This window comes from Lysinibacillus sp. NPDC096382, from assembly GCF_044762845.1.
Taxonomy (GTDB): Bacteria; Bacillota; Bacilli; order Bacillales_A; family Planococcaceae; genus Lysinibacillus.
Window position 1 is genome coordinate 166,553 of the sequence record NZ_JBIWFC010000001.1, and the last position, 22,455, is coordinate 189,007.

General features: G+C 39.6%; 20 protein-coding genes and 1 other annotated feature. All 20 genes read left to right on the forward strand.

What is annotated here, in order from left to right:
• The first annotated feature begins 21 nt into the window (after nucleotides 1-21).
• The 20 genes from sigG to pyrE all read left to right on the forward strand — a co-directional run bounded on the left by sigG (nucleotide 22) and on the right by pyrE (nucleotide 22,214).
• Nucleotides 22-795, forward strand: a complete 774-nt coding sequence (gene sigG / locus ACIQZA_RS00815; RefSeq protein WP_142507543.1) for an RNA polymerase sporulation sigma factor SigG — start codon at nucleotides 22-24, stop codon at nucleotides 793-795.
• A 767-nt stretch (nucleotides 796-1,562) separates the two neighbouring features.
• The gene (locus ACIQZA_RS00820; RefSeq protein ID WP_049668351.1) at nucleotides 1,563-1,799 is read left to right on the forward strand and encodes a PRC-barrel domain-containing protein; all 237 of its coding nucleotides are present in this window, start codon (nucleotides 1,563-1,565) and stop codon (nucleotides 1,797-1,799) included.
• Between the two features lie 143 nt (nucleotides 1,800-1,942).
• Nucleotides 1,943-2,647 (forward strand): YggS family pyridoxal phosphate-dependent enzyme, encoded by a 705-nt coding sequence (locus tag ACIQZA_RS00825; protein WP_400934178.1) that lies wholly within the window; start codon nucleotides 1,943-1,945, stop codon nucleotides 2,645-2,647.
• The gene (locus tag ACIQZA_RS00830) at nucleotides 2,631-3,128 is read left to right on the forward strand and encodes a cell division protein SepF (RefSeq protein WP_400934179.1); all 498 of its coding nucleotides are present in this window, start codon (nucleotides 2,631-2,633) and stop codon (nucleotides 3,126-3,128) included. The genes ACIQZA_RS00825 and ACIQZA_RS00830 overlap by 17 nt, the downstream gene beginning before the upstream one ends.
• Nucleotides 3,129-3,148: 20 nt before the next feature.
• Nucleotides 3,149-3,427 (forward strand): YggT family protein, encoded by a 279-nt coding sequence (locus ACIQZA_RS00835; protein ID WP_142507540.1) that lies wholly within the window; start codon nucleotides 3,149-3,151, stop codon nucleotides 3,425-3,427.
• Between the two features lie 217 nt (nucleotides 3,428-3,644).
• Nucleotides 3,645-4,433 (forward strand): YlmH family RNA-binding protein, encoded by a 789-nt coding sequence (locus ACIQZA_RS00840; RefSeq protein WP_400934181.1) that lies wholly within the window; start codon nucleotides 3,645-3,647, stop codon nucleotides 4,431-4,433.
• Between the two features lie 95 nt (nucleotides 4,434-4,528).
• Nucleotides 4,529-5,053: a DivIVA domain-containing protein gene (locus tag ACIQZA_RS00845; protein WP_100544018.1), complete on the forward strand. Its 525-nt coding sequence runs from the start codon at nucleotides 4,529-4,531 to the stop codon at nucleotides 5,051-5,053.
• Nucleotides 5,054-5,143: 90 nt separating this feature from the next.
• Nucleotides 5,144-5,365, forward strand: a binding site (T-box leader).
• Nucleotides 5,366-5,659: 294 nt separating this feature from the next.
• A complete protein-coding gene (ileS, locus tag ACIQZA_RS00850) occupies nucleotides 5,660-8,428 on the forward strand; it encodes an isoleucine--tRNA ligase (RefSeq protein WP_402880139.1) in 2,769 nt (922 codons plus the stop codon).
• A 429-nt stretch (nucleotides 8,429-8,857) separates the two neighbouring features.
• On the forward strand, nucleotides 8,858-9,337 hold the full coding sequence (lspA, locus tag ACIQZA_RS00855) for a signal peptidase II (protein WP_402880137.1): 480 nt from the start codon (nucleotides 8,858-8,860) through the stop codon (nucleotides 9,335-9,337).
• Entirely contained in the window at nucleotides 9,334-10,245 is a 912-nt protein-coding gene (locus ACIQZA_RS00860) for an RluA family pseudouridine synthase (protein WP_402880135.1), read from the forward strand. The genes lspA and ACIQZA_RS00860 overlap by 4 nt, the downstream gene beginning before the upstream one ends.
• A 240-nt stretch (nucleotides 10,246-10,485) precedes the next feature.
• Complete coding sequence (gene pyrR, locus ACIQZA_RS00865) at nucleotides 10,486-11,028, forward strand: bifunctional pyr operon transcriptional regulator/uracil phosphoribosyltransferase PyrR (protein WP_142507533.1); 543 nt, start codon at nucleotides 10,486-10,488, stop codon at nucleotides 11,026-11,028.
• A gap of 20 nt (nucleotides 11,029-11,048) precedes the next feature.
• Nucleotides 11,049-12,359, forward strand: coding sequence for a solute carrier family 23 protein (locus ACIQZA_RS00870; protein ID WP_402880133.1), 1,311 nt, complete (start codon nucleotides 11,049-11,051; stop codon nucleotides 12,357-12,359).
• A gap of 388 nt (nucleotides 12,360-12,747) precedes the next feature.
• Nucleotides 12,748-13,626, forward strand: coding sequence for an aspartate carbamoyltransferase catalytic subunit (locus ACIQZA_RS00875; protein ID WP_402880261.1), 879 nt, complete (start codon nucleotides 12,748-12,750; stop codon nucleotides 13,624-13,626).
• 1 nt (nucleotide 13,627) lies between these two features.
• Nucleotides 13,628-14,905 (forward strand): dihydroorotase, encoded by a 1,278-nt coding sequence (locus tag ACIQZA_RS00880; protein ID WP_402880132.1) that lies wholly within the window; start codon nucleotides 13,628-13,630, stop codon nucleotides 14,903-14,905.
• Nucleotides 14,905-16,005, forward strand: a complete 1,101-nt coding sequence (locus ACIQZA_RS00885) for a carbamoyl phosphate synthase small subunit (protein ID WP_400934193.1) — start codon at nucleotides 14,905-14,907, stop codon at nucleotides 16,003-16,005. The genes ACIQZA_RS00880 and ACIQZA_RS00885 overlap by 1 nt, the downstream gene beginning before the upstream one ends.
• On the forward strand, nucleotides 15,998-19,195 hold the full coding sequence (carB, locus tag ACIQZA_RS00890; RefSeq protein WP_402880130.1) for a carbamoyl-phosphate synthase large subunit: 3,198 nt from the start codon (nucleotides 15,998-16,000) through the stop codon (nucleotides 19,193-19,195). The genes ACIQZA_RS00885 and carB overlap by 8 nt, the downstream gene beginning before the upstream one ends.
• Before the next feature lies 1 nt (nucleotide 19,196).
• Nucleotides 19,197-19,970 (forward strand): dihydroorotate dehydrogenase electron transfer subunit, encoded by a 774-nt coding sequence (locus ACIQZA_RS00895; RefSeq protein WP_402880128.1) that lies wholly within the window; start codon nucleotides 19,197-19,199, stop codon nucleotides 19,968-19,970.
• Nucleotides 19,967-20,881, forward strand: coding sequence for a dihydroorotate dehydrogenase (locus ACIQZA_RS00900; RefSeq protein WP_402880126.1), 915 nt, complete (start codon nucleotides 19,967-19,969; stop codon nucleotides 20,879-20,881). The genes ACIQZA_RS00895 and ACIQZA_RS00900 overlap by 4 nt, the downstream gene beginning before the upstream one ends.
• Nucleotides 20,878-21,582, forward strand: coding sequence for an orotidine-5'-phosphate decarboxylase (pyrF, locus tag ACIQZA_RS00905; RefSeq protein WP_402880124.1), 705 nt, complete (start codon nucleotides 20,878-20,880; stop codon nucleotides 21,580-21,582). The genes ACIQZA_RS00900 and pyrF overlap by 4 nt, the downstream gene beginning before the upstream one ends.
• Nucleotides 21,583-21,584: 2 nt before the next feature.
• Nucleotides 21,585-22,214, forward strand: coding sequence for an orotate phosphoribosyltransferase (gene pyrE, locus ACIQZA_RS00910; protein WP_142507525.1), 630 nt, complete (start codon nucleotides 21,585-21,587; stop codon nucleotides 22,212-22,214).
• The last annotated feature ends 241 nt before the right edge of the window (nucleotides 22,215-22,455 follow it).

Here is a 22,455-nt window from a genome sequence, read left to right on the forward strand (position 1 = left end):
TAACATCCGGAGGAATCGAATATGCGAACTAAAGTAGATCTTTGCGGCTTAGATACATCGACTTTGCCAATTTTAAAGCACGAGGAAATGAAAGAACTATTCATTCGTTTACAAGCTGGAGAAAATGAGATTAGGGAAGAGCTTGTAATGTGCAATTTAAGGTTAGTGCTCAGTATAGTCGGTAGATTTGCCTACAGGGGTGAACAGGCAGATGATTTATTTCAGGTAGGCTGTATTGGCCTCATGAAAGCTATTGATCATTTTGATTTGAAACATAATGTACGTTTTTCAACATATGCTGTTCCAATGATCATTGGTGAAATTCGTCGCCATCTGCGTGATCATCATGCATTGCGCGTTTCTCGTTCTTTAAGAGATATTGCATATAAAGCAATGCAGGCAAAAGAACAATGGATAACCGATAATTTACGAGAGCCAACAATTGAAGAAATTGCTGAAATGATTGACATGAAAAAGGAAGATGTTTTATTTGCTTTAGATGCCATTCAAGACCCAGTTTCCTTACAGGAACCCATTTATTCAGACGGTGGAGACGCTGTTTATATGATGGACCAATTACGTGATGATGATGTATCGGAAGATCAATGGGTTGCCTACGTGTCAGTAAAGGAAAGTTTGCAAAAGTTAGATGATCGTCAACAAATGATTGTTGCAAAGCGTTTTTATTACGGTGAGACACAAACTGAAATTGCAAAAGAATTGGGGATTTCTCAAGCGCAAATTTCACGTCTAGAAAAAAATGCAATTGAAACAATGCAGAAAGATTATAAGTAAAAAAACAATGCGCACCTGAATTCTCGGTGCGCATTTTAATTTATATCAATGGTATAAATTAAGTAGGGCTCCTCGGCAAAATGAGGGATTGATTTCCGTTCCGACTGGGTGCTTTCCTGGGGGCGTCCGATGAGCCGCTTCACTCGCGTTGCTCGCTCCAGGGTCTCGGGCCAACAGGATGTTGGTCACGAAGGCGTTATCACAGGACGTGATGCTTTTAGCCTTCGTTCCTCTATATCGCTGATCCCCAAGGTCGCCCAGTCTCCACTCCAATCAACCAATTCATATAGCATGTATCCTTATCCAATCGCTATAATTTAAGTGATAAAACGTTACTTTAGCAAAAGGGTTTTGTCTAATGTTTTCCGTGCGAAGACGAAGTGTTAACTTAAGGTATGTTGTTATAGCGTCCACTATTGAATTTCTACGCTATCGCTGATTGGAGTGGAAGGCTACTCGACTCCCGTGGGAAAGCGAGACAGTCGAGACCCTGGACGGAGCGAATGTTTTCTGTGCGAAAGCGTAGCGGCAGCAACGAAGCGGAGGAAGCGGCTCGACGCTCGCCCACAGGAAGCTCTGCGCGAAAGCGAAGCGTCAGCGACAAAGCGAGTAGCCTGGAACGGAAATCACCTCTTCTTTTTGCCAAAGAGAGATTCGTTAATCATTTCATTTTCATTTAAACAACAATAAACACATAAATATATATAGAAAACATAGTTTATTGAGATAAAACGATGTTGTGAGTAATTGATTTAGGGAGGGATAAAATGCGTTTCTCGATGTTACAGCAAAAAGAAGTTATTGAAGCAGGCAATGGACGCTTTTTAGGATTTGTGGTAGATGCAGAAGTTTCCAAAGAAACAGGCTATGTAACGGCTTTTATGATTGCAGAACCCCGTAAATATCTAGGCTTTTTTCGCGGAGAAGAATCTGTTAGGAAAGTGTATATGAAAGATGTACTTGTAGTGGGGAAAGATGTAATTTTAGTAAAAGCACTATCCTAAAGAGAAAAATATTTATACAAATTAAGCAATTTTAAAGCATAGGCAGGGTATAAGTACTTTCACATAGTCCAGGCTATTCATTGATAATTCAAGCATTGCTTGTTACAATAAAAGAAACTATTGTTGTAAAGTTGGGAAAAACAGTGACAAAAATCTTAGTAAATTTGAAGAAAATTAATGATCTTATACAAACAGCAAAAAAACGTGCAAATCGTGAAACGGAAAAAGTCCAAGTTATTGCAGTGACAAAAGAAGTTTCTGTAGAAAGAACACAAGAAGCAATTGATGCAGGGCTTATACATTTAGGTGAGAACCGTCCTGAAGGCTTAAATCGTAAAATTGAAACGATTCAAGCTGATGTACATTGGCATTATATCGGGTCTTTACAAACCCGTAAGGTCAGACAAGTTATTGACAGTATTGATTTTTTACATTCATTAGATCGTTTGAGTTTAGCACAGGAAATTGAAAAAAGAGCAGACAAACCTGTCAAATGTTTTGTACAAGTTAATGTATCTGGCGAGGAAGCAAAACATGGTTTATCGATTGAAGAAGTCCTGCCTTTTATTGAATCATTAAAGGATTTTACAAAAATTCAAATTGTTGGTTTAATGACAATGGCACCAAACACAGATGAGGATACAATTATTCGCTCTGTTTTTAAGCAATTAAAACAATGTCAACAGCAAATAGCCGAGCAAGGATTCGCGCACGCTCCTTGTACCGAGTTATCAATGGGCATGTCTAATGACTTTGAAATTGCGGTAGAAGAAGGGGCTACATTTGTTCGAGTTGGAACGGCTCTTGTTGGATATGAAAGAAGGGAACAGGATGAGCATGAAAAATAAAATTAAAAATTTCTTTTATCTTGAGGAAGAACTAGAAGAAGAAATCACGCAAGCTCCTATTCAACAGCAACAACCCGTACAACAACAGCAACAGATTCAATCTGCGAAGCCTAAAAAAGTTATGAAGGAGCGTAAAGCACAAGTTCAGGAAATTTTTCCACAAAGTACAACACCTACAAACAACATAGTAAGTTTGCAGGCAGCAATGAATTCTAAAGGTGCAAAAGTTATCTTAGTTGAACCTAGAGTTTATGCCGAAGCACAGGATATTGCTGAACACTTGAAAAATAAGCGTGCAACGATCGTCAATTTACAACGTATTGAGCGAGAGCAAGGTGTACGAATTATTGATTTTTTAAGTGGCACAGTTTATGCACTTAGCGGTGATATCCAAAGAATCGGTAAAGACATTTTCCTATGCACACCTGATAATGTAGAAGTGTCTGGCGAAATTTCAAATTTTATTTTAGACGATAATTAATAGCGAGGATTGTAGTTTATATGGATTTATGGATAATTCTAAGTTATATATCATTAGCATTTAACGTGTATTCTTATATGTTAGTTGGATATGTTTTAATGTCATGGGTGCCTGCTGTACAAGATTCAGCAATTGGCCGTTTCCTTAAAATAGTATGTGAGCCTTATTTGGGTATTTTTAGGAAATTTATCCCTCCGATTGGGATGATTGACATATCACCGATTGTGGCGATTTTTTTACTTAATTTTATTAAAAATGGGCTTTTTATTGTTATTCAAAAAATATACTTTATGTTTTAATAAAAGAAATCCTCACGAACGGTGGGGATTTTTTATTTATGGGGAATACTAAATTTAAACAATATTTAGTGGTGATCCCTAGAACTCCTCAGCAGGTGCAGCAAGACCCTGTGCGAATCGGCTCGTCGGATGCCCAAGAACGGAAATTAACCCCGTTTTGCCTTAAAATACCAATGAAATTGTACAAATAAAAGAGTCATAATAGAGGTGAAGTTATATGGAGCATTTAATACAGCATTTTAGGAAAGATGAACAGCCTTTCATTGAACAAGTTGTGGGCTGGCAGCATGAGGTAGAGGATCGATATGCTCCAAAGCTTACTGATTTTCTAGATCCTCGACAGCGCTTTATTGTAGCATCGATAATTGGGCAGTATGATACATTAAAAACAGCTAGTTCTGGGCTCTTTGATGAAGCAGAAAGACAACGCATGCTGATTTATCCTACTTATTATGAGCCTATGGAGGAAGATTTTCAGCTTACAGTATTTACGATTCAATATCCTGTGAAATTTGTCCAATTAAGCCATCCAGATGTCCTTGGAGCTTTGTTATCTTTAGGATTGGATCGTGGCAAATTCGGTGATATTCGTGTCAGTGACCATCATGTACAATTTGTAGTAGCGATTGAGGTGGCTGAATATGTACGCTTACATTTAACAGGCATTGGCAAGGTAAAGGTACATGTAGAATCGATTAAAGAGACGGAGCCATTGCTTCAAAACGAGGATGAGTGGCTAGAAGAATCTCATACTGTTTCTTCTATGCGTTTAGATGTGATTATTTCAACGATTTTAAAAATTTCTCGCCAGAAGGCACAAGCATTAATTACAGGTAAAAAGGTACGTGTCAATTGGACTGAACGAGATTCAGTTGCTTTTGAATTACAAGAAGGAGATATTTTATCTGTACGTGGAAGCGGTCGAATAAAAATGATGATGACTGAAGGTCGTACAAAAAAAGATAAAATTCGTTTACAAATCGGTCGATTGACCCAAAAAAGCTAAAAATCAAGTGAATTCCATTAATTTTTACTGCTAAGTTGTTGGAACAATTGTATAATAGAAAGTACGAATGTACATGTAAAGGAGAGAAGGATCGTATGCCATTATCACCTATTGATATACATAATAAGGAGTTTACTAAATCTTTCAGAGGTTATGCTGAAGATGAAGTAAATGAATTTTTAGATCAAATTATCAAAGACTATGAAATTTTGTTACGTGAAAAAAAGGAAGTAGACAGACAACTAGAAATTTCCTTAGAACAAGCGAGACATTTTAACTCATTAGAGGAAACGTTACAAAAATCAATTGTTGTTGCACAAGAAGCAGCTGATGAAGTACGAAGAAATTCTCAAAAAGAGGCTAAACTCATTGTGAAGGAAGCAGAAAAAAATGCTGATCGTATTATCAATGAGGCTTTAACAAAGGCTCGAAAGGTGACAATTGAAATTGATGAGCTGAAAAAGCAATCAAAGGTATTCCGTAATCGTTTTAAAATGCTTGTAGAAGCACAGCTGGATTTATTAAATGCTGACGATTGGGACCATTTGCTACAATATGATATTGACCTTACTGAAATTCAAGTATCTGTTGAAGAAGCACAGGAAGCTGATCAAGTTTAATCCTATAGTAGGTAGCAATAAGTGAAACTTGACGTGATTGTATGATTTTCATATACTAATGTAATAGTAATTATTTTGAACACATATGCAAAATAGGCAGAGACGAAGACAGTATTTGTTAGGCGTAGTTAAGCGATTTGGGGATAGTGTGAGCCCGAACAGCAAATAACAATGAACATCACTTCTGAGCTAAAATAACTGAATGCAGTAAGTTATTTCGTGATGCACAACGTTAATGTGCTTTAAGAGTGGTAGTACGATTTTGTGCTACAATTAGGGTGGTACCGCGAGTATAAGCTTCTCGTCCCTTTGAGGGATTGAGGGGCTTTTTTTATGTTCAAATGGCGGAAGGCTTCCATTTTTAGTCGTGTGGCTCTATACTTTCGTTATTGAAAAGTATTGATTTTGCTAATAACTAAAACTTAGGGATAGCATTTCTCAAAACGTATGCCGTGAATATAAATTATCATGCACACCCTCTAGAAAGCGCCAAGTCGGAGTGGAATCAACCCTGCGTTATGGTGATGAGTCTAATAATTGTCGTATGTGAATGAGCGCCTAATTGCATATGTTCTTTGTTTGTAAACATAAAGGAGGAATTGAAAAATGGTTGAGTACAAAGATACTTTATTAATGCCAAAAACAGATTTCCCAATGCGTGGAAATTTACCGGCAAATGAACCGAAGATGCAAGAAAAATGGGATGAAATGGACATTAATAAATTACAGATGGAGCGTACTAAAGGTTACCCTGAGTATGTATTACATGATGGACCTCCATATGCAAATGGTGATATCCATATCGGCCATGCATTAAACAAAGTGCTGAAAGATATGATTACACGTCATCGTTCTATGACTGGCTACCATGTAAACTATATTCCAGGCTGGGATACTCATGGTTTACCAATTGAGCAAGCACTTACGAACAAAGGTGTAAAGCGCAAAGAAATGTCTGTTGCTGAATTCCGTAAATTATGTGAAGAGTATGCTTACGAGCAAATCGACAACCAACGTACACAATTCCGCCGTTTAGGTGTTCGTGGTGATTGGGAAAATCCATATATTACATTAAAGCCTGAATTTGAAGCACGTCAAATTGAAGTTTTCGGTAAGATGGCTGAAAAAGGCTATATTTATAAAGGTTTAAAACCAGTTTACTGGTCTCCATCATCTGAATCTGCACTTGCAGAAGCTGAGATTGAATATAAAGATGTTAAATCGGCTTCTATTTATGTAAGCTTTGCGCTAAAAGATGCTAAAGGTGTTGTCCCAGCAGACGCTAAAATGATCATTTGGACAACAACACCTTGGACGATTCCAGCGAACTTAGGGATTTCTGTAAACCCTGAATTTATCTATGTAGTTGTTGCAGTTGCAGATAAAAAATTCATCATTGCAAAAGAATTATTAGAAACAGTTGCTAACGTACTTGAATGGGAAGTGTATGAAGTTGTTCAAGAAGTTAAAGGTGAAGCATTAGACCGAATTGTTGCACAGCATCCATTCTATGACCGTGAATCTCTTGTAATGGTTGGAGAGCACGTAACTGCTGAAGCGGGTACCGGCTGTGTTCATACAGCACCAGGACACGGGGAAGATGACTATCATATTAGTAAACAATACGGTCTACCTATTCTTAGCCCTGTTGATAATAGCGGTTGCTATACAGATGAAGCACCTGGTTTTGAAGGTATATTCTACAATGATGCAAACAAATTGGTTACAGAAAAATTAAAAGAAGTAGGCGCTTTAGAAAAGCTTAACTTCTTTACACACTCATATCCACATGACTGGCGTACGAAAAAACCAGTTATTTATCGTGCAACACCACAATGGTTTGCGTCAGTTGATGCATTCCGTGATGAGTTACTAGACGCTGTAAAATCAACAACATTTACACCTGCTTGGGGTGAAACTCGTCTTTATAATATGATTCGTGACCGTGGAGACTGGGTAATTTCACGTCAACGTGCATGGGGTGTGCCAATTCCAATTTTCTATGCTGAAAATGGCGAACCAATTATTACACCAGAAACAATTGCCCATATCTCTGCATTATTCCGTGAGCATGGGTCAAATATTTGGTTCCAAAAAACAGCGAAAGAATTATTACCTGAAGGCTTCACACACGCTGGTAGCCCGAATGGTGAATTTACAAAAGAAAACGATATTATGGACGTTTGGTTTGACTCAGGTTCTTCTCACCAAGGTGTGCTAGTAGAACGTGGTATGAAGTATCCAGCTGATTTATATTTAGAGGGTTCTGACCAACACCGTGGATGGTTTAACTCATCATTAATTACTTCTGTAGCTACTAATGGCTATGCACCATATAAGGGACTATTAACTCATGGTTTCGTGCTAGATGGTGAAGGTCGTAAGATGAGTAAATCTTTAGGGAATGTAATTATCCCGAAAAAAGTTATGGATCAATATGGAGCAGATATTCTTCGTTTATGGGTTGCTTCTGTAGATTATACAGCCGATGTTCGTATCTCAATGGATATGTTGAAGCAAGTATCTGAGGTTTATCGAAAAATCCGTAACACATTCCGTTTCTTACATGGAAATGTAGCTGATTTCGATGCAACGAAAGATCGAGTAGCATATGAGGATCTTCGTGAAATGGATCAGTACGTTTATATGCGTCTACAGGATGTATTAAAAACTGTACGTGCTGCATTTGATCGCTATGATTTCGCAGCTGTGTATCATGCAGTGAATAACTTTGTTGCAGTAGAACTATCTTCATTCTATTTAGATATTGCAAAAGATGTTGTGTACATCGAAGGCCATGACAACAAAGATCGCCGTGCAATGCAAACAGTTATTTATGATACATTAATGACATTAGTAAAAGTAATGTCACCTATTATTCCTCATACAAGTGACGAGATGTGGTCTTACTTACATGCTCAAGGTGTTGTAGAAGAGGTATCTGTACAATTAACAGACTTCCCAGAGGTAGATGAACATGCAAACTTCGAAAGTCTACGTGCAAAATGGGTGAAAATTATTGATGTTCGTGACGATATTTTAAAAGCATTAGAGGAAGCTCGTAATGCAAAAACAATTGGTAAATCACTTGAAGCAAAAGTGACAGTTTATGCGAAAGAAGATGTGGCAGCATTATTAAATGATGCAAGCATTGATTTTGCACAACTTTCAATCGTTTCTGCTTTTGAAGTAGCGTCAATTGAAGCTGCACCTGCAGATGCATTAGCTCTAGAGCATGCATCGATTGTTGTAGAAAAAGCAACAGGTGAAAAATGTGAGCGTTGCTGGTCTATTTCTGAATCAGTCGGTTCAAATGAAGCACAACCAACTGTGTGTGCGCGTTGTGCAGAAGTTGTAGAAAAGTATTACGTTTAAAATAAACAATAATAATGCAAACTAAAAATAAGAATCTACATTCTATGTAATGAATAACGCAAGTCTCCTTGGTAATGGGGGCTTGCGTTTTTTTTGAGGCCGAGAGCGAAGGATGAAAATCAAAGCGACGGAAAGAACGGAAGAAGCGACGGATAGAGAGTCCAAAGCGACGGAAAGAAGAGCCAAAGCGACAGATGAAAACCAGAGTGACGGAAAGAAGAGCCGAAACGACGGATAGAGCAGCCAAAGTCGTGGATAGAGTAGCCAAAGCAGCGGACAGCACACAAAATATCCGCAGGAAAGCGCCCAGTAGGAACGAAAATCCCTCCACACAATGGTATTGATCCATATTTTCATGCTATATTAGTTATTCTGAGATGGGCTGTTATGGTAGAATAGGTTAGATGTTGAGCGAACGGAGGAGTGTCTGTGTATAAATATTATGGATTGGCCGCATTCGTAGTTATTTTAGATCAGTGGACAAAATGGCTAATTGTGAAAAATATGGAGTTTGGCGAACGAATTTCAGTATGGGATCCGTGGTTTGGGATATTGTCTCATCGAAATAGAGGAGCGGCATGGGGAATTTTAGAAGGACAAATGTGGTTATTTAGCATTGTCACGATAGGCGTTATTTGTGCGATCCTGTACTTTTATCATAAAGAGGCTAAAGGTAAACCTATTTTTCAAGTAGGCTTAATGTTTTTATTAGGTGGAGCTGTAGGTAATTTTATTGACCGTATCTTTAGAGGTGAAGTGGTCGATTTTGTAAATGTCTTAATTCCAGTAATTAATTATGATTTCCCAATCTTCAATATTGCAGATGCTGCTTTAACAATGGCGGTAGTGATATTAATGATTGGCTTAATCGTTGAAGATAAAAAAGGAAAGAAACAGGTGAAAGAATGACGCAAGTATCATATACAATGGAAGAACAACAACAGGGAGAGCGCATTGATAAGGCGCTTTCGGGTGTGCAATCAGAATGGTCGCGTACACAAATCGGGAATTGGATTACTGAGGGTATTGTCAAAGTAAATGGAGAGACTATTAAGGCGAAGTATAAGGTGAAAATAGGGGATATTATAGAGATTGATGTACCCGAAGCAGAGCCATTAGATGTTATTGCTGAAAACTTAGACCTTGATATTGTTTATGAAGATGCAGATGTCCTTGTTGTGAATAAACCAAAGGGCATGGTTGTCCATCCAGCACCTGGACATTTGACGGGTACGCTTGTAAACGGCTTAATGTATCATTGCAAGGATTTATCGGGCATTAATGGTATTATGCGACCAGGAATTGTTCACCGTATCGATAAAGATACATCAGGATTATTAATGGTTGCTAAAAATGATGCAGCTCATGAATCGTTAGTGAATCAGTTAGTCAATAAAACAGTGACACGTAAATATACTGCGCTAGTTCACGGGCACATTGCACATGACAAAGGCACTATTGATGCACCGATTGGTCGCGATCAAAAAGATCGTCAAAAACAAGCAGTTGTCGATAAAGGGAAGCATGCAGTAACTCACTTCCAAGTTATCGAACGCTTTGGTGAATACACGCTTGTAGAATGTCGCTTAGAAACGGGACGAACTCATCAGATTCGTGTGCATATGAAATATATTGGATTCCCACTTGTTGGTGACCCAAAATATGGACCGAAAAAGACAATCGACTTTGGTGGACAAGTATTACACGCGGGTGTATTAGGCTTTGATCATCCTACATCAGGTGAATATTTGCAGTTTGAAGCACCAATTCCTGCTGATTATGAACAATTATTAAATGATTTAAGAAATAGGCATTGACGTATAGTAAAAGAAGGTCTATACTAACGAAAGTGAATGAACAACTTAACTAAATATTCACCTTTAATGACAGTCCAGAGAGGCTGAGAAGGTACATGTGAATGTGTTGTAAAAAATTTGTGCTGCAAATTTTTCAACATACTATTTAAACACGTATATAACCCTCTCAGGCCATTCGCCTTGAGAGGTTTTTTTATGGACACATGGCCAACAATAGATAAAAGAGAGGAGGAAACTAACATGGCACAAAATGAGTTATTAGATGGCCCATCTATGGCAAGAGCGTTAACACGCATTGCACACGAAATTATTGAACGCAATAAAGGAATCGATGAGTGTATTTTAGTTGGTATTAAAACACGAGGTGCCTTTCTTGCAAGACGTCTTGCAGAACGAATTGAAAAAATTGAAGGTAAACCGATCCGTACAGGGGAGCTAGACATCACCCTTTATCGAGATGATTTAACGACAAAGCATGATAATGAACAGGCACATGTTGAACAAGTAGATATTGATGATGTGGTCGTTAATCAAAAAATTATTTTAGTCGATGATGTACTTTACACAGGACGTACAGTACGCGCAGCACTTGATGCAGTAATGGATTTAGGGCGACCTTCACAAATTCAACTTGCAGTACTGATCGATAGAGGTCATAGAGAACTACCAATAAGAGCTGATTATGTTGGCAAAAATGTACCAACATCTGGCGCTGAGCGTATTGTCGTAAATTTACAAGAGGTAGACGGAGAAGATTGCGTCATCATTTTTAAAGAAGACTAACTATAAAGTGAGGAAACCTTATGTCAAATGCAGTATTAGATATTAAAGATAAACCGACCCCAGTCCAACTAGTGACATTAAGTTTCCAGCACATGTTTGCCATGTTTGGGTCAACGATCTTAGTTCCTCAGTTGGTTGGTCTTAGTCCAGCGATTGCCCTTTTAACAAGTGGAATTGCTACACTGTTCTTCTTATTAATTACGAAATTTCAAGTGCCAGCATATTTAGGTTCATCCTTTGCTTTTATCGCCCCAATTTTACTTGCCGCAGGTGGTTTAAATAAAGATGGTTCAAGTGTAAATCCAGGTCATGCGATGATTGGTGCAATGGCAGTCGGGATTACATATGGAATCGTATCCCTAATCATCTGGAAAAGCGGCTACAAATGGATTATGAAAATTTTACCGCCGATTGTAGTAGGACCTGTCATTATGGTAATTGGTCTTGGGTTATCAGGGACAGCGGTAAATATGGCGATGAATGTAGATGGTAAATATAGCTTTTTACACTTCTCAGCAGCGTTAGTGACATTATTTACAGCTATTATTTTCACGATTTTCTTTAGAGGCATTTTAAGCACAATGCCAATCTTAATTGGCTTAATCGTGGGATATATTTACTCAATGATGATCGGAATTGTAGATTATTCACCAATTGCCAAAGCAGATTTCTTTGCAAAGCCTGATTTTTTAATCCCAGGTGTTCACTATAACTTTGAAATCACAACTAAGCTACTACTAACAATGGTGCCAATCGTTATCGTAACTATTTCAGAGCATATTGGTCACCAGTTAGTATTAGGGAAAGTTGTTAATCGAGATTATATTAAAGAGCCAGGCTTACACCGTTCACTTTTAGGTGATGGAATTGGAACATTTATAAGTTCATTAATCGGTGGTCCACCGAAAACAACTTACGGTGAAAATATCGGTGTTCTTGCTATCACACGTGTTTACAGTGTGTATGTCATTGCAGGTGCAGCAGTCGTAGCAATTTTACTATCATTCTTCGGGAAAGCAATGGCAGTGATTGCAACGATTCCAACAGCTGTACTTGGTGGGGTTTCCATCTTGCTTTTCGGTATCATTGCAGCAAGTGGATTACGAATGTTAGTTGATAATCATATCGACTTTGGAAATAGTCGTAACTTGGTCATCGCCTCTGTTATTTTAGTCATTGGCATCGGTGGTGCGAAGTTCGTTATTTCAGAATCACTAAGTATCGAAGGTATGGCATTAGCAGCGATTATCGGTGTTCTTTTAAATGCCATCCTACCAGGTAAAAAAGAAGCGGAAATACCAGTACCGTACAATCAAAATAAAAATTCATAGAAGTACCTTTTAATGAATTGTCCAGAGAGGCAAAAAAAGGGAAGTTGTAGACAGGCTAAAAGTAGGAGTGTATCCTGCTGTAGTTTGTCGCGCCTCCTTATGCCTCGTTGATGACATCAACGAGGCTTTTATTATCTTCATTCATCCTACCTTTGAAGGTGAGATGAATGAAGATAAAGCCTCCGGCGGATGTCACGGATTTTGAAAGGAATGAATAAAGGATGTTAGCCTAAAACCTTCGCATCCTGCGAAAACGGCTAACTGACCTGCATCGTGCAGGCTTGAGCACAATTCAAGATCCAGACGCAATTACGCCAAGGCGAAATTGATTTTATAAAACGTTAGTTATACATAACGTTCATGAAACACAACCCAATGGAGGTACATGATGAAAAACTTATTATCGATGGAACATTTAACAATTGAAGAAATTAACCACATTCTAGATCGTGCGCAAGCTTTTGAGAATGGTGAAACTTCATCATTATCTCGCCCATACAACGTCGCAAATTTATTTTTTGAACCAAGTACACGCACGAAAACAAGCTTTGAAATGGCAGAGCGCAAAGTTGGTTGTATCGTTATCCCATTTGATGGAAGCTTTTCGAGCGTCTCTAAAGGGGAGACATTGTACGATACGGTAAAGACGCTAGAAATGATTGGCATGGATGCAGTAGTCATTCGCGCAAAGGAAGATGCGTATTACAATGAACTACTTGAAGATATCAATGTGTCGATCATTAATGGAGGTGACGGCACTGGTCAGCATCCGTCTCAATCATTATTAGATCTTTATACGATCAAAAAAGAGTTTGGTTCTTTTGAAGGGTTGAATGTTACAATTGCTGGAGATATATGCCATAGCCGTGTAGCGAAATCGAATGCATTAGCGTTACAGCGCTTAGGGGCAAATGTTCATTTCCTTTGTCCAGAAGAGTGGCAAGGCAGTTTCGAAGCACATCATTCTTGGGATGATTTAATCGAAATAAGCGATGTGATTATGTTACTTCGTGTACAGCATGAACGCCATAAGGTAAATAAAAGCTTCTCAAAAGAGAGCTATCATGAAGAGTACGGTTTAACAATTGAACGTGAGAAACAAATGAAAGAAAAGGCAATTATTATGCATCCAGCACCGGTCAATCGTGATGTAGAAATTGCGTCAGAGCTAGTAGAATGCGAGCGTTCTAGAATTTTCGCGCAGGTTCGTAACGGTGTCTATACACGGATGGCTATTGTTGAAACAATATTAAAGGGGAGAGAGTAACATGACAAAGATTCTTCAAAATGTACAAATGCTAAATGAACAAGGCGAGTTACAAACAGTAAATATCGCTATGGCGGATGGCAAAATTACGGCAATAGGTCAAAACGTAAATGTAGTAGGCGCAGAAATGATCGAAGGAAATGGTTTAGTTGTTGCACCAGGCTTTGTTGATGTACATACACATTTACGTGAGCCAGGCTTTGAACATAAAGAAACAATTGCTACAGGGTCAGCATCAGCAGCAAAAGGTGGCTTTACAACAATTTGTGCGATGCCAAATACAAAACCAGTGCCAGATTCAGTAGAAAATATGCAGTTGATTAACGGTCTTATTAAAGAAAGTGCAGTTATTCGAGTACTTCCATATGGCTCATTAACAAAAGATATCTCAGGTGAGGTTCGTACAAGTATTGAAGAATTAAAAGCACATGGGGCTGTCGCATTTTCAGACGATGGTGTTGGTATCCAGCTTGCATCCACAATGTATGAGCAAATGAAGGATGCCGCACAGCACGATATGGTAGTTGTAGCACACTGCGAAGATAACTCATTAATTTACGAAGGGGTGATGCATGAAGGGAAGCGTAATCAAGAGCTTGGTTTACCAGGAATTCCATCGATTTGTGAATCTGTTCAAATTGCACGAGATGTTCTACTGGCAGAAGCAGCTGGAGCACGCTACCACGTATGTCACGTATCTACGAAGGAATCTGTACGTGCAGTACGTGACGCGAAGGCAGCGGGTATTCGTGTCACTGCAGAAGTTTGCCCACATCATTTATTACTTGAAGAAATGGATATCCCATCAGATGATGCGAACTGGAAAATGAATCCTCCATTACGTGGAGCAGATGATAAAGACTCACTTCACTCAGCTATGCTAGACGGCACAATCGATTGTATCGCTACAGACCATGCTCCACATACAGTAGAAGAAAAATGCTGTGGTATGGTTGGTGCACCATTTGGCATTGTAGGCTTTGAAACAGCATTCCCACTGCTTTACACGCAGTTTGTAGAAACAGGGAAATGGACTTTAAAACAGTTGATTGACTGGATGTCTGTCAAGGCAGCTCAAATTTTTGATCTACCATATGGCACATTAGAAGTTGGAGCTTCAGCAGATATGATTTTAATAGATTTAAATAAAGAGCAAACGATTGATGCAGAGGGCTTTGTATCAAAAGGACGCAATACACCATTCAATGGTTGGGTTGCAAAAGGGTGGCCGGTCCTAACAATTTTTGAAGGCAATATCGTATACCAGGAGGCAGAGTAATGAAAAAACGTTTACTTATTTTAGAAGATGGCACAGTATTTACAGGCACAGCGTTCGGTAGTGAGCGAGCTTCGCAAGGTGAGGTTGTATTCACAACAGGAATGACAGGTTATCAGGAAACAATTTCAGATCCTTCATTCTACGGACAAATCGTAACGTTAACTTACCCTTTAATCGGGAATTACGGTATTAACCGTGATGACTTTGAATCGATCACACCAGCTATTCGTGGATTTGTAGTTCGTGAATTAGCAAAAACACCTTCAAACTTCCGTTGTGATTTAACGGTAGATGAGTATTTAACTGCAAAGGATATTCCGGGGATTGAAGGAATTGATACTCGAAAATTAACACGCATTATTCGCAGTAAAGGGTCAGTAAAGGCTATTTTAACAGCGGCTGATGAAGAAGTGAATGTGGATGAAGTCGTAGCAAAATTACAGGCAACACCAACGATTACACATCATGTTCGTGAAGTATCACCGAAAGCAGCCTACCCATCACCAGGTCGTGGCAAACGAGTAGTATTAATTGATTACGGTATGAAGCACGGTATTCTTCGTGAGTTAAACAAACGTGATTGCGATGTGCTTGTAGTCCCTTACAATACACCGGCAGAAGAAATTTTAGCATGGCATCCAGATGGCATTATGCTGTCAAACGGTCCAGGTAACCCTCAAGACGTAGTAGAAGGCATTGAAACTGTACGCAATTTAATCGGAAAAGTGCCAATGTTCGGTATTTGCTTAGGTCACCAAATCTTCTCGCTAGCATGTGGTGCACAAAGCTTTAAATTACCATTCGGTCACCGAGGTGGTAACCATCCGGTAAAAGATTTACGCACTGGTCGTACAGATTTAACATCTCAAAACCATGGTTATGCGATTGACATCGATTCATTAAAAGATACAGATTTAGAAATAACGCATATCGCATTAAATGATAGTACTTGTGAAGGTGTACGTCACAAGAAATATCCAATCTTCACGGTGCAATATCACCCAGAAGCATCACCGGGTCCAGAGGATTCAAATCACCTATTTGATGAATTTATCGAAATGATGGAAGTAGAAGCAGGGAAGGGGAAACAACATGCCTAAACGTACAGATATTGAAACTATTTTAGTAATCGGATCAGGTCCAATCGTGATCGGACAAGCAGCAGAATTTGACTACGCAGGAACACAAGCTTGTCTTTCTTTAAAAGAAGAAGGCTATCGCGTTATCTTAATAAACTCAAACCCTGCAACAATAATGACAGATACAGAAATTGCCGACAAAGTATATATTGAGCCAATTACACTGGAGTTTGTTTCACGTATTTTACGTAAAGAGCGTCCAGATGCTATCCTACCAACACTTGGTGGTCAAACTGGTTTAAATATGGCGATTGAATTAGATAAATCAGGAATTCTAGATGAGCTAGATATTGAAATTCTTGGTACAAAATTAGAAGCGATCCATAAAGCAGAAGACCGCGATCTATTCCGTAATTTAATGTATGAGCTAGGTGCTCCAGTACCTGAATCAGATATTATTCATAACTTAGACGAGGCGAAAAACTTTGTAGCGAAAATTGGCTACCCAGTAATCGTTCGCCCTGCCTTCACACTTGGTGGAACAGGCGGCGGTATTTGCTACAACGATCAAGATTTAGAGGAGATCGTGACATCAGGTCTAAAATATTCTCCAGTAACACAATGTTTACTAGAAAAATCAATCGCTGGTTATAAAGAAATCGAATATGAGGTAATGCGTGATGCTGCCGACAACGCTATCGTTGTATGTAACATGGAAAACGTTGACCCAGTTGGTATTCATACAGGTGACTCTATCGTAGTGGCACCTACACAAACACTTTCAGATCGAGAAAACCAAATGCTACGTAATATTTCATTAGATATTATCCGAGCACTAAAAATTGAAGGTGGCTGTAACGTACAGTTAGCGCTTGACCCATATAGCTTTAATTACTATGTAATCGAAGTAAACCCTCGTGTATCACGTTCATCAGCGTTAGCATCAAAGGCAACAGGCTATCCAATTGCAAAGCTAGCAGCAAAAATCGCAGTTGGTTTAACATTAGATGAAATCAAAAACCCAGTAACAGGTTCTACGTATGCTTGCTTCGAGCCAGCTCTAGACTACATCGTGGCGAAAATTCCACGTTGGCCGTTCGATAAATTCGAATCAGCAAAGCGTAATCTAGGTACACAAATGAAAGCGACTGGTGAAGTAATGGCACTTGGTCGTACATTTGAGGAAGCTATGCTTAAAGCAGTGCGCTCACTTGAAACAGGCCAAGTTCACTTAGAGCTGAAACATGCAGAAGAGAACACTGATTCTTGGATCGAAAAACGTATCCGCAAAGCAGGTGACGAGCGTCTATTCTTCATCGGTGAAGCACTGCGTCGCGGTGTAACAATTGAGCAAATCCATGAATGGTCTGCCATTGACTTATTCTTCTTAAATAAATTCAAAAACATCGTAGATATGGAGCAAACACTTGCTGACCATAAAAACGATAAAGATGTGTTACGTACAGCAAAACGTCTAGGCTTTGCAGATAAGAAAATTGCCGAGCTTTGGGCAACAACACCAGAAGAAGTATATGCATATCGTAAAGAAAATGGCATTATTCCTGTATATAAAATGGTTGATACATGTGCAGCCGAGTTTGAATCTGAAACACCATACTTCTATGGCACATATGAAGATGAGAACGAATCGATTAAATCAGATAAGCCGTCAGTTGTTGTACTTGGTTCTGGTCCAATCCGCATTGGTCAAGGGGTTGAATTCGATTACGCAACAGTACATTCAGTATGGGCAATTCAAGAAGCGGGCTACGAAGCAATTATTATTAACTCGAATCCAGAAACAGTATCTACTGACTTCTCGGTTTCAGATAAATTATACTTTGAGCCATTAACAATCGAAGATGTTATGCATATTATCGACCTTGAGCAACCAATTGGAGTAGTTGTACAATTCGGTGGTCAAACAGCTATTAATCTAGCTGATAAATTAGTTGCCAATGGGGTGAAAATCCTAGGTACAACGCTTGAAGATATCGACCGTGCAGAAAACCGAGATAAATTCGAGCAAGCATTACGTGACTTGGACATTCCACAGCCACAAGGTGAAACAGCTGTATCTACGGAGGAAGCACTTGCTATTAGTGACCGACTAGGCTTCCCAGTACTAGTTCGTCCTTCATACGTACTAGGTGGACGCGCGATGGAAATCGTCTACAACCAAGAGGAATTAAAACACTATATGGAGAACGCAGTAGAAGCATCACCTGATCACCCTGTATTAGTAGATCGCTACTTAACAGGTCAAGAAATTGAAGTAGATGCCATTTGTGACGGTGAAAATGTCTTAATTCCAGGTATTATGGAGCATATCGAACGCGCAGGGGTTCACTCTGGTGACTCTATCTCTGTCTATCCGCCACAAAAATTAACACAAGTGCAAAAAGATACGTTAGTGGATTATACAACTCGACTTGCAAAAGGTCTTGGCATCGTAGGCTTAATGAACATTCAATATGTAATTTCACAGGGCGAAGTATTTGTCATCGAAGTTAACCCGCGTTCATCTCGTACAGTACCGTTCTTAAGTAAAATTACAAACATTCCGATGGCAAATATTGCAACGAAAGCGATTCTTGGTAAATCAATCGTAGAACAAGGCTACCCAACAGGCTTAGCGCCAGAGCAAAAAGGTGTCTTCGTTAAAGTGCCAGTATTCTCATTCGCTAAATTACGTCGTGTTGACATTACACTCGGGCCTGAAATGAAATCAACAGGTGAAGTAATGGGGAAAGATGCAACATTAGAAAAAGCCCTTTACAAAGGCTTAGTTGCAGCAGGTATGGAAATTCGTACAGAAGGAACAGTATTGTTCACTGTGTCCGATAAAGATAAAGACGAAGCAATTGCACTTGCAAAACGCTTCTCAACAGTAGGCTACCGTATTGTCGCAACTGAAGGTACAGCTCAAGCGTTCGAAGCGGCTGGCGTACGCACAGATATAGTTGGCAAAATCGGTGCAAAAGGTGAAACATTAATCGATTTAATTCAAAACGGTGAGGCACAACTTGTTGTCAACACTTTAACAAAAGGCAAGCAGCCAGCACGCGATGGCTTCAGAATTCGTCGTGAGTCTGTAGAAAATGGCGTACCTTGCTTCACTTCATTAGACACAGCGGAAGCGATGGTTCGAGTTATTGAATCAATGACATTCACAGCAGAACAAATGCCAAAAGCGGAGGTAGTACATTAATATGATTCGTCAAGAGAAAATGACGGTCGTCTCTCAAAAGCATATTGCGACAAACATTTTCGAATTGACACTTCATGGAGAACTGGTTCAGGATATGACACCTGGCCAGTTTGTCCATGTAAAGGTGTCAGATTCATTGGAGCCGCTTTTACGTCGACCAATTAGTATTGCAAATATAGATAAAGACAACAACGAATTTACAATGATATATCGTGCGGAAGGTCGCGGAACAAAAGTGTTAGCGACAAATCGTGAAGGGCAACTTGTCAATGTCCTTGGTCCAATCGGTAATGGATTCCCTGTAGAAGCTGTAAAAGAGGGTGGTACAGCTCTACTAGTTGGTGGGGGAATTGGCGTACCTCCATTACATGAGCTTTCCAAGCAATTGAATGCACGTGGTGTTAAAACAATTCATGTGCTAGGCTTCCAATCGGAAGATGTTTGCTTCTATGAGAAAGAATTCAGTGCCCTTGGTGAAACGCATTATGTAACGGTTGACGGTTCTAAAGGAACAAAGGGCTTTGTCACAAATGTTTTAGAGTCACGAGCACCTGAATTCGATGTCTTTTATTCTTGCGGTCCGCTACCAATGTTAAAAGCACTTGAAGGCTTTTATCCAGAAAAAGAAGGTTATTTATCATTTGAAGAGCGTATGGGCTGTGGGATTGGTGCTTGCTTTGCATGCGTATGTAAAACAACAGATCAGGTAGCAAAAGACTATGTCAAAGTATGCTCTGACGGTCCAGTTTTCCCGAAAGGTACGGTGGCATTATGAGTCGTTTAAACATTCAATTACCAGGCTTAGACTTGAAAAATCCAATAATGCCAGCATCCGGTTGCTTTGGCTTTGGACGTGAATATGCACAGCTTTATGATTTATCGAAGCTTGGCGCCATTATGATTAAAGCTACAACTGTGGAAATACGTCCCGGCAATCCAACGCCACGAGTAGCAGAAACAGCAGCAGGGATGTTGAATGCCATTGGTTTACAAAATCCTGGAATCGAAAAAGTAATGCATGAAGAATTAAAGTTTTTAGAAGCGTATGATGTGCCAATCATTGCAAATGTTGCAGGTACAGAGACAACGGATTACGTAGAAGTAGCGCAACGCATTTCTACTGCACCAAATGTGAAAGCATTAGAGCTTAATATTTCTTGTCCGAACGTTAAATGTGGTGGTATTCAATTTGGAACAGATCCTGCAACTGCACGAGAGCTAGTGAAAGCTGTCAAAGCTGTTTCTGAAGTGCCAGTATACGTGAAATTGTCTCCTAACGTAACGAGTATCGTAGAAATTGCACAAGCTGTTGAAGCGGGTGGTGCAGATGGCATTACAATGATTAATACACTAATTGGTATGCGTTTAGACGAGCGTACAGGTAAGCCCGTGATTGCCAATGGTACAGGCGGCTTATCTGGTCCTGCAGTAAAGCCAGTTGCGATTCGTATGGTGTATGAAGTGTATAAGGCTGTCAATATTCCGATAATTGGGATGGGTGGCGTGACAGAAGCACAGGATGTTATTGACTTTATGTCGGCTGGCGCTTCTGCAGTTGCTGTTGGAACAGCAAACTTTGTCGATCACTTCGTTTGTCCAACTATTATTGATGAACTACCAGCAAAGCTCGATAAATTAGGAGTGGAGCATATTTCAGAAATTATCGGAAGGAGCCATCGTCTATGAATACAAAACCAATATTAGCACTAGATTTTCCTGGAGAAGCAGAAGTATTCAACTTTCTAAAGCACTTTAACGAGCCTCTTTTTGTGAAAATTGGTATGGAATTATATATGCAGGAAGGGCCAGATATTGTACGAAAAGTAAAAGGTCTAGGCCATGATATTTTCCTTGATTTAAAGCTACACGATATTCCTAATACAGTGGGCTCTGCTATGAAAGGCCTAGCAAAATTAGGCGTAGATTTAGTCAACGTTCATGCGGCAGGCGGACGTCCAATGATGGAGGCAGCACTTGAGGGGCTTGAAGCGGGTACTCCGGCAGGACGTGAACGTGCGGCATTAATTGCCGTAACACAGCTGACGTCAACAACAGAAGAGCAAATGCAGGCAGAGCAAAAAATTGCTTTATCTTTACAGGACTCTGTATTACATTATGCAAGCTTAACAAAACAAGCTGGTTTAGATGGTGTTGTCTGCTCCGTACATGAGGCAAAAGCTATTGCTGAAGTGTGCGGTGAAGATTTCTTACGTGTGACACCTGGTATCCGATTAGCAGGTGGCGACGCACACGACCAAAAGCGCATTGCAACACCAGACGGCGCAAAGCGTGACGGTTCTTCATTAATCGTCGTTGGACGTGCCGTTACAGGTGCACAAGATCCAGTAGCAGCATATAAAATCGTAAGTGAATTATGGGAGGCATAACTATGACATTACAAAATGAAATCGCACACGCTATGTTAAAAGTAGGTGCAGTAGAATTAAATCCAACAGAACTATTTACATGGGCATCAGGCATTAAATCTCCAATCTACTGTGATACACGTCTGACAATTTCTGACCCTGTAATTCGTAAGCAATTAGCAAACGGTCTAGCATCTCTTATTAAAGAAAACTTTGGTACAACTGAAATCGTAGCAGGTACAGCAACGGCAGGCATTCCACATGCAGCTTGGGTAAGTGATATTTTAGAATTACCAATGGTTTATGTACGCTCTAAAGCAAAAGAGCATGGCCGTGGTAACCAAATCGAAGGAAAATACGCAGCAGGTCAAAAAGTCGTAGTAGTAGAGGACATCGTTTCTACAGGCGGCTCATCCATTACAGCAGTGGAAGCCTTACGTGCTGCAGGCTGTGAAGTACTAGGCGTTGTTTGCGTCTACACATACAACCTTCCACGTGCTGAACAAGCATTTGAAGAGGCAGGCATAAAATATGTATCTCTAACAAATTTTGATTATTTAATTGAAGCAGCTAATGAATCAGGCACTATTAAAGAAGAAGATATTCCATTCTTAAAAGACTGGCATGGAAAATTAAAAGCAGGAGAGCTTTAACGGGTGTCACGGAGTCGGAAAGGCATTCTTATAGGATGTTAGCCATCCATGCGATAACGGCTAAGTGACCTGCATCGGTCAAAGGCCACGTCTTGTGGCATTACCGAAATGATCGACCTCATGTCGGCCCTCGTGCAGGCCTAAGCACAAAGCCGATTCCCGACGCATTTATGCCGAGGGATAATTGATATAAAAAGGGTGGTATGAATTTTTTCATACCACCCTTTCATGTTGTTCTATT

What these genes read in the sequence shown, in the direction of transcription:
- ACIQZA_RS00830 (WP_400934179.1), top strand. Translation starts at nt 2,631, where the DNA reads ATGAGCATGAAAAATAAAATTAAAAATTTCTTTTATCTTGAGGAAGAA.
- ACIQZA_RS00885 (WP_400934193.1), top strand. Translation starts at nt 14,905, where the DNA reads ATGAAAAAACGTTTACTTATTTTAGAAGATGGCACAGTATTTACAGGC.
- ACIQZA_RS00870 (WP_402880133.1), top strand. Translation starts at nt 11,049, where the DNA reads ATGTCAAATGCAGTATTAGATATTAAAGATAAACCGACCCCAGTCCAA.
- ACIQZA_RS00840 (WP_400934181.1), top strand. Translation starts at nt 3,645, where the DNA reads ATGGAGCATTTAATACAGCATTTTAGGAAAGATGAACAGCCTTTCATT.
- pyrF (WP_402880124.1), top strand. Translation starts at nt 20,878, where the DNA reads ATGAATACAAAACCAATATTAGCACTAGATTTTCCTGGAGAAGCAGAA.
- ACIQZA_RS00820 (WP_049668351.1), top strand. Translation starts at nt 1,563, where the DNA reads ATGCGTTTCTCGATGTTACAGCAAAAAGAAGTTATTGAAGCAGGCAAT.
- ACIQZA_RS00900 (WP_402880126.1), top strand. Translation starts at nt 19,967, where the DNA reads ATGAGTCGTTTAAACATTCAATTACCAGGCTTAGACTTGAAAAATCCA.
- ACIQZA_RS00845 (WP_100544018.1), top strand. Translation starts at nt 4,529, where the DNA reads ATGCCATTATCACCTATTGATATACATAATAAGGAGTTTACTAAATCT.
- carB (WP_402880130.1), top strand. Translation starts at nt 15,998, where the DNA reads ATGCCTAAACGTACAGATATTGAAACTATTTTAGTAATCGGATCAGGT.
- sigG (WP_142507543.1), top strand. Translation starts at nt 22, where the DNA reads ATGCGAACTAAAGTAGATCTTTGCGGCTTAGATACATCGACTTTGCCA.
- pyrR (WP_142507533.1), top strand. Translation starts at nt 10,486, where the DNA reads ATGGCACAAAATGAGTTATTAGATGGCCCATCTATGGCAAGAGCGTTA.
- ACIQZA_RS00835 (WP_142507540.1), top strand. Translation starts at nt 3,149, where the DNA reads ATGGATTTATGGATAATTCTAAGTTATATATCATTAGCATTTAACGTG.
- ACIQZA_RS00880 (WP_402880132.1), top strand. Translation starts at nt 13,628, where the DNA reads ATGACAAAGATTCTTCAAAATGTACAAATGCTAAATGAACAAGGCGAG.
- ACIQZA_RS00875 (WP_402880261.1), top strand. Translation starts at nt 12,748, where the DNA reads ATGAAAAACTTATTATCGATGGAACATTTAACAATTGAAGAAATTAAC.
- ACIQZA_RS00860 (WP_402880135.1), top strand. Translation starts at nt 9,334, where the DNA reads ATGACGCAAGTATCATATACAATGGAAGAACAACAACAGGGAGAGCGC.
- ileS (WP_402880139.1), top strand. Translation starts at nt 5,660, where the DNA reads ATGGTTGAGTACAAAGATACTTTATTAATGCCAAAAACAGATTTCCCA.
- ACIQZA_RS00895 (WP_402880128.1), top strand. Translation starts at nt 19,197, where the DNA reads ATGATTCGTCAAGAGAAAATGACGGTCGTCTCTCAAAAGCATATTGCG.
- pyrE (WP_142507525.1), top strand. Translation starts at nt 21,585, where the DNA reads ATGACATTACAAAATGAAATCGCACACGCTATGTTAAAAGTAGGTGCA.